Origin of the sequence: Marinifilum fragile (assembly GCF_963677365.1) — a bacterium.
Classification (GTDB): domain Bacteria; phylum Bacteroidota; class Bacteroidia; order Bacteroidales; family Marinifilaceae; genus Marinifilum; species Marinifilum fragile.
In genome coordinates this window covers 160,675-173,715 of sequence record NZ_OY781962.1, presented here as the reverse complement: position 1 = coordinate 173,715, position 13,041 = coordinate 160,675, and the positions used below count along the sequence as shown (strand labels likewise).

Sequence of the window (13,041 nt, the reverse complement as noted above, 5' to 3'; positions counted from 1 at the left end):
ACAAACGACTATTCCTAAAGAACTCATTTATTGAGATATTACATCCCAACAAAAATTCCATCAAAACTTAAAAACAGGAAGAGATAATAAATAGGTAGGTGTTTACGAATGTCTTGTAATGCCAAAAACACATGACGCTCAACTGTTCGAACAGACAATTGTAACTGCTCTGCAATTTCTTTATTCGACAACATTCGGTCACGACTCATCTGGTAAACTTTTCTTCTCTGTTCAGGCATTTTTGCAACGATTCTTGCTACACATTCAGTCATTGCTTGAACATCCAATGATTCTTCAAAATCTTCAACAAATACCCTATGATTTTCTTGCACCTCCTGATGATGCTCATTGCATTTTAGCCTAAAGTGGTCACGAATTTCATTTTTTGCTAAAACATACAAGTAATTGTGAATGGATTGATCAGGATTCAGTTTACTCCTATTGACCCAAACTTTCATGAATATATTTTGCGTAATATCCTCGGCTAGCCAAGCATTCTTAACCATTCCTTTAATAAAAGAATGGAACAAAGTATACTTTTCATCAAAGAGTATGCGAAAGGAATTCATGTCTCCTTTTATTAACCCTTCAACCAAATCACGATCACACAAATCATTCATCACATTAAGTAAATTGGGGAAAATGACACACAAACATAAAAAATATTTGCAATTTTATACAATTATTAAAAATGTTATCATTCAACAGATAAGGTTAACAATCTATATATCCATAAAAAATAATCTCACCAGATACAGATTCAAGTGGTAATAATATAATTACACACAATTATCACCATTTCAAGATCTTAATATTTAAACCAATATGTTCTTCAACTTGTAATAATAAATGTTAATTATTAATGGTAAAATCTTTTTTTGAACGGGTTTTTCATGGGGCTATTTATATCCATTCTAAACACTAGCAAGTTTTAAAGCGTTTTGTTAAGACCTAAATATTCAATGAATAAAAAATTGCCATAAACAAAAAAGTGGCCTCATCAGCCTATTTTAACAGATGCTTTTGAGCAAACTCCTCTGCTGCCATTTCCAGATATTTCCCCGCATTTAGCATTGAATCATACAGATTTTTTGCATAAACCGAAGTTTCGGAGATATAATCTACCTTCAGCTTCTCTCGTTCTTTTTCCGACAAATTTACCAAAGCACAGAACAGGGCCAGTTTCTGATTTTCCATAGAATCCAACACTCCTTTAATTACTTTGCCTGAGAAGGTTTGAGAATCCAGTTTTCCCTCTCCTGTAATGATCCAATCTGCACCTTTAATTTTTTGATCAAAGTCTGCCTCTTTTTTGATCAGTTCAATTCCGGAATTCAATTTTGCCCCCAGAAAAAGTATACAACCGGCACCAAGTCCTCCTGCTGCACCTGCTCCCTTTATATTTTGCAGATCCAATTGGAACTGAGATTTTACAAGCTCATTAAAAATGATAAGTCCATTATCAAGTTGCCTTACCATTTCAGGAGTAGCTCCTTTTTGAGGTGAATATACATATGCAGCACCCTTTGGTCCATACAGTGGATTATCTACATCACAAGCTACCTCGAATTTCACTTCCTTAATTTTGGGGTGGACTTCTGAAACATCAATATTTTCAAGTTCCTGCAAATCTTTACCAACTCCTAACAGCACCTGTTTGTCCTTATTAAAAAATCGATATCCAAGTGCCCTGGCCATGCCCATACCCGCATCATTGGTAGCACTGCCACCTATTCCTAATATAATGTGCTCTGCTCCTTTGTCGAGAGCATCTTTTATGAGCTCACCCGTTCCATAAGTACTGGTTTCTAAAGGATTTGCTTCTTCATTACTAAGCAGGCGAATTCCAGAAGCTTCTGCCATTTCAATAAAAGCAGTCTTCTTGACCTTGGAATACAAGTATGAGGCATTTACATTTCTGCCCAATGGATTACCTACATTCAATGATATCATTTCTCCATCCAAGTAGTACTGCAGTACCTCAACGGTTCCATCACCACCATCAGCCAAAGGCAGCTTCTCAATTTCAACATCAGGCACTTGCTTTCTGATTCCTCTTTCGATGGCATCACAAAACTGAAGTCCAGTAAGAGATCCTTTAAATTTATCGGGAGCTATGATTATTTTGGTCATTTTTAATAAATCTGTATCAACAAAAGCAATATATGAATTACCTTTAATTGAATTGTAAAAACAGGTATAAAATATCAATTTTGCATAAACAGTAAATTTAAAAACATAAAAATGAAACATCCATGATAAATAATTATGCTCCTGATAGCTATGGGGACACACTCGATAATAATTATTTGCGAATGGCAATCCCGATAGTTATCGGGACCATCTGATAACTGGAAAAATTACAAATACATGAAAGGAATACAAGATTACTACCCAGACCATTTTGCACAATGCTATGGATGCGGAAGATTAAATGAACACGGTCATCAATTAAAGACTTATTGGGATGGTGAACATACCGTTACCAAATTTGTACCGAAAGAATATCACACGGCAATACCAGGCTTTGTTTATGGTGGCATGCTGGCTTCTGTTATTGATTGTCATGGAACTGGTTCGGCTGCATTGGCATTTGCCAAACAACAAAATATCGACTTGTGTGAACACAATGCTCCAAGATGTGTTACTGCTTTGTTACAAGTAAAATATTTAAAACCAACACCTATTGATGGGGAAATTGAAATAAAAGGTACAATTGCCGAAATTACCGAGCGTAAGGCGACTATTGTTGCTGAACTTTATGCTGGCGGTAAACTTTGTGTAACGGGTGAAATAGTTGCAGTATTGGTTCCAGATAATTTCGGAGAATAAGAGCAAAACAAAAGGCTATTCATATCAGTTGAATAGCCTTTTTATAATTTGTGAGATTACTTATTCGTTTAAAATTCCACCAGTCAATCGAACCAATGAGGTTCTGGATTGAATTAAATTGAATATTGCATTTAATCGGGCCAAAGCCACATTCTGATAGCCAATCTGCACATCACGATAGTTAAAGGAGTTAATGCTACCCGATTCATATTTGTCCTTCGAAATAGACAAATTCAACTCGGCAGCTTCCAAATTCTCTTCTGCCAATAAATACAATTCCCTTCTAACCTGGTACAACTCATAATCTTGAGCTAAAGCATTCGTTAGCGTATGTTTTAAATCCTCTGTTTCGATTTTTCCAATCTCTTCCTGAATTTTTGCAATTTGTAATGCCCTGCGATTCGAATTCCCATTAAATATCATATAACTCAAACTAAGGTTGGCATACAAATTATGAGAATCTGTTGTACTGGACGACATGCCATCCGGCTTTGTTCTAATTCTATTCCCCTGAACTCCTGCTCCAAAATTCAATTTAGGATAAAAATTACTTCTAGCCAGCTCAACATCTCTCCTTAAAATCATTTCCTGGATGTAACGATTCTTTAAGTTGTTGTTATTACTAAGCATTTTATCCAATAAATTGGCCAATTGATATTCGTCGCTTATTGGCAAAAACTCATCTGAAAACTTATAGGTTTTACTCTCTTTAACGCCCAATAAAAAGTTCAAATCGCGCACCGCATTGTTAAAATTAACCTCTTGCAACAAGTATGATGATCGATCTTCGAGCCAGGCATTTTTCGATTGTAAAACATCGTAGGTAACAGCACTTCCCAGTTCTTTCCCAATCTTACTCTTTTCATATCTGTCGGAAGACAAGTTCATAATTTTCTCACTTACTTTCAATCTTTCCTTTTCGAGTAAGATTTTATAGTAGGCCAGTATTATCAACTCAATTCTGTTTTCGATTGCTACCAGAGTATTTCCTTTTGAAAGCTGCTCCAAATCATCGAATTTATCCTTTCTTATTTGAACAGCAAAGCCCTCAAATAATGTCCAGTTCATATCAAGTGATGGAATTACACTCAGCCTGGTAAAATCATTGGTGTCATTGTAATCTTTTACTCCTCGTCCCTGAAGGTTAAACTGTATTCGAGGATATCTTCCAACATTGCCCCACGAATTATTTAATTCGGAAATCTGTTCTGATTTACGGATGATTTTTAATTCATAGTTGTTTTCCAAGCCAACCTGAATGGCTTTTGACAAGCTTAATTCTTCCTGAGCGATCAAGCTCAAAAAAAGACAATTAAACAATAGGACTAATGATATCTTTTTTATCATTTTTGTTATTTATAATGGTTCAGAGAATTTTTTCTCCTATGATTAATCTAAACTTACTTTTGATTCTTTTACTTTCGGTTCCACCTCTCTGGCACTTACCTCACGTCCTTCCCAAACACTTTTAACGAATCTTCTTAAATCGTTTAATACCAATATGAGTACTGGGAAGAATGTTAGAATAAACAAGGTTCCAATAAAAACCCCATATGCCAAAGCTACAGCCATTGGAATTAAGAATTGTGCCTGGAATGAATTCTCTAAAATCAAAGGATACAATCCAACCGAGGTTGTTATTGTGGTAAGAATGATTGCCCTAAAACGAGCCCTACCAGCCTCTTTCACAGCATCAACAGGTTCCATTCCCTCTTCTATAAACAAGTTGTATTTCGAGAGGAAGACGACCGCATCGTTAATAATAACACCTGAGAGAGCTACAATTCCCCAAAAACTCAACATAGAAACCATTACCCCTTCGATACCATGCCCCCAGGTTGCCCCCAAAGCACCAAGTGGAATCATCATCAATACAATGATTCCCTGCGTAAAGCTTCGGAAGTGAATCATTACAATAAAAACAATCACGATGAAGGCAATGGAAAAGTATAGCTTCATTTCTGCGATATCTTCTGCAGCACGTTTTTGTTGGCCTTGATACTCATAACGAACACCAGGAAAACGTGCATCTAATTCTGGCAAAATATTATTGTCGATATATTCCAATATCGGAGGAACTGGCTCGTTAGGATCCAACAGGTCAGCCTCTACTCTAATTTCACGTGATCCGTTGTAACGCTGAATACTTACAGGTCCACGTTTAATATCGTACTCTATCAATTCAGAAAGTGGAAATTCCCCTTGCGGAGTTCGGATTCTCATCTCTTCCATCTGACCAATAAAGACTCTATCACTTTTTGGATATCTTACCCAAACTTTGATCTCATCTTTTCCTTCCTGCAAGCGCTGCGCTTGTCCTCCAAAAAATCCCTGACGAATTTGAGAAGTAATGGAACTCAGATTCAGCCCTAAAAAGTAAGCTTTAGGTTTCAATTTAATACGTACCTCTCTACTTCCTAATGGATTATTATCATTCACATTATACAAGGAAGTCATCTTTCTTAATTCATCCTGGAAGAATTCATTGGCTTGATTTAATTCCTGCAAATCGTTACCCAGCAAACTGATTGAAACGGCTGCTCCCCATCGGTTAAAAGCTCCAATGGTGAACTTTTCAATATTCTTCACATCACCTATCTTCTTTTTTACCCTGTTGGTGATATCAAAACTTGAAACAGGAGATCCTTCCAAATCACGTAAAGTAACAGTTATATTACCTGCATGAGGGCCAGATTCCTGTCCACTAAAAGCTGCACCTGTCGATACATTTGTGTATTTGATATAGGTAGACGTATCCTTAAACTCCTTCATCAAATCAGCGTTTACATCCCAAACAGCTTGTTCAAATTCTTTTAATTGACGAATGGTAACCTCCTTGTTGGTACCTGGTTTAAATGCCATATTGATATTGAAAGTATCAAATGACACGTTTGGAAAGAAGGTACTTTTCAGAAATCCTCCCTGGAACAAACCAACAGTAATCACAATTAATGCAATTGGAATAAAGAGAACAAACCATCTCCATTCAACAATTTTATCAAGTGCACGCATGTAAAATTTATCACGCACGTACTTAATGCCTTTTTCTAATTTAGCTCGGATTCGATTTAATAAGTGATCTTTTCGATTTCTGTTTAAAACAATTTCATTCCCAACGTGACTTGGAAGAACAAACAAACTCTCAAATAGAGACAATCCCAAACAGGCGATTACCACAAATGCCATTTCATAAAGAAATTGCATATTACCCGTAACTAGCAATAAGGGCGAAAAAGCAACCATTGTAGTTGTAACAGAGGTAAGAACTGCCGGAACTACTTCCAGTGTACCATCAATGGCAGCACGCCTTGGACTTTTTCCCTTTTCGAAATGAGAGTAGATGTTTTCTCCAATTACAATTCCGTCATCCACCAGAATTCCAATAATCAAAATCATTCCAAACAACGAAATCATATTAATGGTAACACCAGTTAAATTAGCCAGAATAAACATTCCAAGGAAAGATGCCGGGATTCCCCATGCTACCCAAAGAGATAATCGGAAGCTTAAAAATAAAGCCAAGGCAAGCACAACCAATAATAAGCCATACCCTCCATTTTTAAAGAGTAAATTCAATCTGGATTGCAACATGGTTACAAAATCGAAGGTAATCTCCAGGCTGGCATCAGTATGTTTGCTGTTAAACTCTTCGGCATATTGATTACAAAAATCAGATATATCTTGAAGATCTTCATTGTTTAACTTATTGATTACGATGGAAACAGCCGGATTCTGATTTACGAAAGTTGAATTCGGAACATCCTGAAACTGGAAGTGAATATCTGCAACATCTCTAATTCGCAAGTAGCTCCCATCAGGATTGGCTTTCAACACAATCTCACCAATCTTATCCGGATCCACTGAACGATTTCTTGTCCTAATCAATATCTCTTCTACCTCATTTTTAATGGTCCCTCCGGAAATGTCAATATTATTATTTGCTATAGCTGCAGATATCTCACTAAAAGTAAGTTCATACCTGCGCATATTATCCTCGTTCACCTCTACAGAAAGCTCTAAGCGAGGAAATCCTGACAATGAGATTTGAGACATTTTTTTGGAGCGCATCAAATCATCATATATTTCGTCAGCATACTTTTTAAGAGTAATTAAATCAACACTTCCCGTTACAACCATTCGCATTGCAGGCGTGGTAGCTCTCTGCTTTGCAATAACTGCTTTTTCGGCTCCACTTGGAAAACTTGGAATACCATCCACTGCATTTTTCACATCAGCCAATGTTTCATCCAAGTCATAATCTCCTGTAGTTGTAATGGTTACCCTGGCAAACCCCTCAGAAGAAACTGAATTCATCTCTTTAATTCCAACGATTCCTCTTATGGCATCTTCAATTCTGGATGTAATTCCCTCCTCTACCTCTTTCGGACTCGCACCGGGGAATACCATAGAAACTGTTATTGTTTTCGATTCAGTTTGTGGGAAAAACGATTTCTCCATAAACATCATCGACGTAATCCCCGCAATGGCAAGCAGGGCAATTATCATTTTTCCGTAAAACGGATACTTTACAAATTGTGATACAATTCTTTCCATCTCTGGTTATTTTTAGGAGAAAATCTAATTTACAACTTTAACTTTCATGCTATCCGATGCCTTTACAGGAATATCAATCACAAGAGATTCACCTTCATTCAGCCCATTAAAAACCAAAGTATTTTCGTTTAATTTAATCACATTAATCCGTTTTTCTTTTAGCAAGTCTCCTTCAACAACATATACCCGATTATTTCTAAAAACAGCATTCCTAGATACTTCCATAGCATTTTCTATGATTTTCCCACGAAAACGTGCACTTAAAAACTGCCCCTGATACAATTCAACACCTCTTTCATTGTTAATCTTCACAAAAACAGAAACTGATTGTGTTCCATGGTCAACAAATTCAGATTTTCTAATCAACCTTCCTGTAGAAATAATTTCACCATTCGAGTCCAAAATATCAACTACATCATTTAAATGCAGCCATTTAATATCTTTCGATTCAACAGGAACTTGTAATTCCAGATTATCTGATTCAATGATACCTGCTAATTTTGTCCCCATTCCTGCAACTGAACCAATTTGTGTATTCACCTCTACAAACGAACCATCAAATGGGGCGTAAATCATTCGCTTTTCTAGTTTTACTTCAGCACTTTTAATTGCATAATAATCTCCCAGAATATTACGACTAGCCATAAATACTTTCTCCTGATCGGATTTTACTTCAGGCAAATCAGGGATATTTTTATCCAGATCTATGGAATTGAAAAAGTTCATCCATTTCTGAAAATTATCAGAATAATCAACTTTAATATCAGGTAAATTCTCTGCCAATTTATTTAAAAATCTACTTTTCTGAGCTCTCAAATCCATTCGAGCATCCTTATCGTAAATCTTGATAAGAAGATCACCTTTCTTAAACTTTTGCCCCACTTTTAAAGGAACTCCCGTTTCAACAATACGTCCAGCTACTTCAGAGCTTAAATTCACTTGCAAATTGGAAACCAATCTACCCTTTTCTATTACTGGTGCTTCCAATGATTTATATTCAACCAACTGAACTTTTACGATTGGTAGTTTTGCACGATTTAAATTCTTCTCAGGATCTTTTTTCATTCCCTTAAGAAAAGTTGAGACAAGTCCTGCCAATAACAAGGTTGCAATAACCAACAAGACAATTACAATCTTTCTATTCATAGATAAAGTGTGTTATTAATGGGTGTAATTTTATTTAGATTTTTTAAAAGTATAAAGATAAGATTTACAGAAGAATATTTTTTTGCTATTAAAAGATAAAAACTTAATGAATCGTTAATTTTTCCAATTTTACTCAATCAATTCCCTTCTCTTTTTACTCCCTTTTAAAATACAAGTAAGATAACATGAACTGTCCATGAGTAAATAATTATTAACTCAAACACGAGAATGATTATTTACTCATGGTAAGTTCCATCTGGCAAAAACATGATAAAATAAACAGATGAAATACCAAAAATATTTCCATTTTTGTGCCTCCTAAACTTATCTTTGCAAAATGGATCAGGAAAAATATAATCGAATCAAACAACAGCTGCTGAATTCAACAAAATGGCCTTCGCTATACATGTTTAAATTCATAGTACCAAACAACGAAGAGAAATTGAATGCCGTAAGAAACTTGTTTCCAAAAGAAACAGAATTTGCCTATAAAACATCAAGAGACATTCGATTTATTGGAGTAACGGTAAAGATCGTGATGAATTCGGCTGAAGATGTAGTAGAAATCTATTCAAGAGCCCAAGGCATTAGAGGAATAATGGCATTATAAAATGGAATTTAAAATAAAAAAATGATTAAGCTGATTCTAGATCAGCTTTTTTTATGCCCTTTTGCGAATGCAATAACAGCTTAGCAGTGTTCGTTTTTAATACAAATTATAGAATGACCTATTTTTTTACTTTTTTTTCAATCATCTAGCAATCTTCGGAATACCAATAAAAATAAGACTTTCAGAAACAAGAATAAATAAACTCCTATAAAAAACTTGTTATTTTTTCACATACTAGTATGTACTGGTAGTGTTTTTTTATATATTTGCCGCAAAGGTTTTCATTAAAACCCGGAGATTGAATAAATGAAGTAGAATTTTAATTGTTTATACGTTAATGTTCATTCCCATGCAAGCAACCACCGTTAGACTAGTATACAGACATTCTCATCGCGGATTATTTGAATGTCTTATCTGTTGATATCTCATCGTATCATTGGAATAGCTACCAACTATTTCAATATCACCTCAAATTAAGCCAATTGATTATCGCATAGAACTATTGGAGTAATACTACAGTCGTAGTAACTAGTGTAATATATTAGAATTAAAATTGCACCCCAATAAGTTTTAATAAACGAAGAATTAAAGAAAACAGGGAAAGCTACCAACAATCCCTGTTATCAAATATTAATCGTTTGTTGTTCTGAACGCTTAAATAAAGAACAACAAAACTAACTTTTAACGCATCTAAATTTATGAAAAAAAACGCAAAAACTGTTGTGCGGAATGCATCCGTGCAAAAGGGATTGGTTTCATGGATAATGAAACTTTGCATCCTAGCTGTTTTAGTTGGTCCTCAACCGCTTCAAGCAGCAGGGTCTATGAAAACCAAAGCTATTCAACAAATCCAAAAAACCATTACCGGTAAGGTTGTTGATGAGCAAAACCTACCTCTAATTGGTGTTAACATTCTTGTAAAGGGAACTACCCTTGGTACGGTAACAGACTTCGATGGTAACTTTCAACTTGACGTTCCTGCAAATGGAGTTGTTAAATTTTCATTCATCGGTTATGTAGATCAAGAAATTACCATTACAAATGAAACTAGCTTAAATATAGTTCTTAAAGAAGATGTTCAGGGCTTGAACGAAGTAGTTGTAGTAGGTTACGGAACTCAGAAAAAATCGGATTTGACTGGTGCTGTTGCATCTGTAAAAGCAGAAGATTTGGCAAAAACTCCATCTTCGAATCCTGTAAATTCATTACAAGGAAAAGTTGCTGGGGTAACCATTACCAAATATGGTGGAGCTCCTGGAGCTGGTTCAAATATTACTATCCGCGGAATTGGTACTATTGGTAACAACAATCCATTGTACATTATTGATGGATTACCAGGTTCAATGTCATTACTTAATCCTGATGACATTGCCTCTATTGAAGTTTTGAAAGATGGTGCTGCTGCAGCTATTTATGGTTCACGTGCTGCCAATGGTGTGGTTTTAATCACTACCAAAAAAGGTAAAAAAGGAAAAGTTAATGTTGATTTCAACATGCATGTGGGATCAGCTAAAGCAATTGATCAATTAGATTTGTTGGATTCTGAAGGATATGTAAAAGTTCACCGAATGATGTACGAAAACTACAATAAGTATGCATCAAGTGATGATCAAAAAGCATTACCGTCTTACGTTACAGATCCTATTTTAGCAAACACAGACTGGCAAGATGAAGTTTCAAGAACAGCAATGCAACAATTTTATAATGTCAGCATTAATGGTGGTAACGATTTGGGTTACTATGGTATTTCAGGAAGTTGGAATGATGAAGAAGGTACTCTTATTGGAAGTGGATACCTAAAAAAGACACTTCGTGCAAAGCTTGGAATGGAAAAAGGCCGTTTAAAGGTAGATGCAAATATTTCCTATGCAGAAACCAATTCTGAAAGCGCAAAATTCTCGATAAGAGACACCTATAATCTTACTCCACTAATTACTCCTTTTGACGAAGATGGTAATGTACAGTTGACATATGGCGATATGCCTGCTAATGCCAATCCGTATGCAAATCATATCAACAATAAAGGTGAAACCGATTTACAATATTTTACTGCAAATATTACCGGACGCCTTAAACTTACTGATTGGTTATCATATCAAGTAAACTTAGGATTAATCAACAGCAACAATATTGAGTGGAGCTATCATCCTAAATTTCAACGTAGTCCTAAAGATGGCGAAGACTGGATTTATTATGGCGAAGAGCGTAACAATTACCGTTCGCAAATTATGGAGCACCTAATCAACTTCAATAAAGATTTTGGTAAACATTCTATAAGCTCTGTAATTGGTTACACAGCATCTAAAGTTACCAATAATTGGATTAGTGCAAATGTAACCGGTAAAAAGACTGAATATTCAGCAGAAGGTGATGAAGTAATAACAAACGATATCCCTGCAGGCTTCCTTGATCCAAACTTTATGACCTTAAATGGTGGTAAAGGTGGTACTTATAATGCATCAGGTAGTAATGATGAATATACTCGTACTTCTATTCTTGGTCGTGTTAATTACTCATACGACAGCAAGTATTTAATTCAAATAACTGCTCGCCGTGATGGTTCATCTAAATTTGGTAAGAATAACAGGTATGGAACTTTTCCTTCTGTTGCATTGGGATGGAGAATTACCGAAGAAGATTTCATGTCATCATATGACTTTATTGACAACTTAAAATTACGTGCTTCTTGGGGTAAATTAGGTAACGAAATTACACTAGGCTTGTATCAATATGAAGCTTTAATTTTTTCAGGAACCGACTCTAGCACCGGATCAGTTAAAGGAACCGGAGCTAACCCTTGGACAGGAAGTATCGCATGGGATTTAGAAAATGCTAATTTCAAATGGGAAACTACCATTTCTAAAAACTTAGGATTAGATTTTGCCTTATTTAACTCAAAAATCACTGGTACAGCAAACTATTACAATACAACAACTGAGGATATGTTGGTTGTCAATAAACTTGCACCATCAGCAGGTACAAACAACCCTGTAGTTAATGTTGGAGAAATTGAAAACAAAGGTTTTGAATTGGAACTGGGATATCATAAAAATCAAGGTGATTTCGCATTTAATATAAATGGAACATTAACCACCATGAAAAATGAAGTTTTAAGCCTTGCAGATGCAGATCAATCACTATTTGGTGAAGGTTTAAAGTATGGTGATTCACATTTCCCAACACAAACCAAAGTTGGTACTGAAATTGGAGCTTTCTACTTGTATCAGGCAGATGGAATCTTCCAATCAATGGATGAAGTAAATGCTCACGTTAACTCAGAAGGTAATTTATTACAAATGTATGCAAGACCTGGAGATATTCGTTTTAAAGATGTGAACGGAGATGGTGTAATCGATCCAAAGGATAAGGTTTATTCAGGAAGCGGAATCCCTGATTTCACCTATTCTTTAAGCTTTGATGCAAAATACAAAGGATTTGACTTCTCAATGATGTTCTATGGTTCGCATGGAAATGATTTGTACAATGGTAATCGCTACTATTTAGAAAACATGTCAGCGGGTCAAAACTTCCTTGCTTCAACTTTGAATGCCTGGACTGAATCTAATCCAAACACAAGCATGCCAAGAGCAATCCTTGGTGATCCAAATGGCAATACTCGTGAATCAACAAGATACTTGGAAGATGGTTCATTCTTAAGACTTAAGAATATTGAATTAGGATATACATTGCCTAAAAATATTATTAACAAAATCGGAATTACAAAATGTAGAGTATATGTAAATGCTCAAAACATTTGGACTAGTACTGATTATTCAGGTATTGATCCTGAAGTAGGACGTGAAGGAGTGTTGAATCAAGGTATTGACCGTAGCTTCTACCCAATCAACAAATCATTCTTTGCTGGAGTTCAATTATCATTCTAACCAACAACCGAAAAA

General features: G+C 35.5%; 8 protein-coding genes. 3 read left to right on the top strand and 5 right to left on the bottom strand.

What is annotated here, in order from left to right:
* Window positions 1–38 precede the first annotated feature (38 nt).
* Together ACKPCA_RS00635 and ACKPCA_RS00630 are read right to left on the bottom strand one after the other, a co-directional pair.
* On the bottom strand, window positions 39–620 hold the full coding sequence (locus tag ACKPCA_RS00635) for an RNA polymerase sigma-70 factor (RefSeq protein WP_321280748.1): 582 nt from the start codon (window positions 618–620) through the stop codon (window positions 39–41).
* 385 nt (window positions 621–1,005) lie between these two features.
* A complete protein-coding gene (locus ACKPCA_RS00630; protein ID WP_321280746.1) occupies window positions 1,006–2,133 on the bottom strand; it encodes a glycerate kinase in 1,128 nt (375 codons plus the stop codon).
* A 237-nt stretch (window positions 2,134–2,370) separates the two neighbouring features.
* Between ACKPCA_RS00630 and ACKPCA_RS00625 the strand changes: the two genes are divergently transcribed.
* Window positions 2,371–2,832: a PaaI family thioesterase gene (locus ACKPCA_RS00625; protein WP_321280745.1), complete on the top strand. Its 462-nt coding sequence runs from the start codon at window positions 2,371–2,373 to the stop codon at window positions 2,830–2,832.
* Between the two features lie 60 nt (window positions 2,833–2,892).
* On the opposite strand, the gene ACKPCA_RS00620 is transcribed toward ACKPCA_RS00625, so the two are convergent.
* From ACKPCA_RS00620 to ACKPCA_RS00610, 3 genes are all read right to left on the bottom strand, one after another.
* Window positions 2,893–4,134, bottom strand: a complete 1,242-nt coding sequence (locus ACKPCA_RS00620) for a TolC family protein (RefSeq protein WP_321280744.1) — start codon at window positions 4,132–4,134, stop codon at window positions 2,893–2,895.
* An 87-nt stretch (window positions 4,135–4,221) separates the two neighbouring features.
* Window positions 4,222–7,386, bottom strand: coding sequence for an efflux RND transporter permease subunit (locus ACKPCA_RS00615; protein WP_321280743.1), 3,165 nt, complete (start codon window positions 7,384–7,386; stop codon window positions 4,222–4,224).
* Between the two features lie 24 nt (window positions 7,387–7,410).
* A complete protein-coding gene (locus tag ACKPCA_RS00610) occupies window positions 7,411–8,532 on the bottom strand; it encodes an efflux RND transporter periplasmic adaptor subunit (protein ID WP_321280742.1) in 1,122 nt (373 codons plus the stop codon).
* A 406-nt stretch (window positions 8,533–8,938) separates the two neighbouring features.
* Between ACKPCA_RS00610 and ACKPCA_RS00605 the strand changes: the two genes are divergently transcribed.
* On the top strand, window positions 8,939–9,142 hold the full coding sequence (locus ACKPCA_RS00605) for a DUF493 family protein (RefSeq protein WP_172677398.1): 204 nt from the start codon (window positions 8,939–8,941) through the stop codon (window positions 9,140–9,142).
* Window positions 9,143–9,840: 698 nt separating this feature from the next.
* Window positions 9,841–13,026 carry a SusC/RagA family TonB-linked outer membrane protein gene (locus ACKPCA_RS00600; protein WP_321280741.1) on the top strand — a complete coding sequence of 1,062 codons (3,186 nt, stop codon included), beginning with the start codon at window positions 9,841–9,843 and terminating at the stop codon, window positions 13,024–13,026.
* Window positions 13,027–13,041 lie beyond the last annotated feature (15 nt).

What these genes read in the sequence shown, in the direction of transcription:
- ACKPCA_RS00635 (WP_321280748.1), bottom strand. Translation starts at nt 620, where the DNA reads ATGAATGATTTGTGTGATCGTGATTTGGTTGAAGGGTTAATAAAAGGA.
- ACKPCA_RS00630 (WP_321280746.1), bottom strand. Translation starts at nt 2,133, where the DNA reads ATGACCAAAATAATCATAGCTCCCGATAAATTTAAAGGATCTCTTACT.
- ACKPCA_RS00625 (WP_321280745.1), top strand. Translation starts at nt 2,371, where the DNA reads ATGAAAGGAATACAAGATTACTACCCAGACCATTTTGCACAATGCTAT.
- ACKPCA_RS00615 (WP_321280743.1), bottom strand. Translation starts at nt 7,386, where the DNA reads ATGGAAAGAATTGTATCACAATTTGTAAAGTATCCGTTTTACGGAAAA.
- ACKPCA_RS00610 (WP_321280742.1), bottom strand. Translation starts at nt 8,532, where the DNA reads ATGAATAGAAAGATTGTAATTGTCTTGTTGGTTATTGCAACCTTGTTA.
- ACKPCA_RS00605 (WP_172677398.1), top strand. Translation starts at nt 8,939, where the DNA reads ATGTTTAAATTCATAGTACCAAACAACGAAGAGAAATTGAATGCCGTA.
- ACKPCA_RS00600 (WP_321280741.1), top strand. Translation starts at nt 9,841, where the DNA reads ATGAAAAAAAACGCAAAAACTGTTGTGCGGAATGCATCCGTGCAAAAG.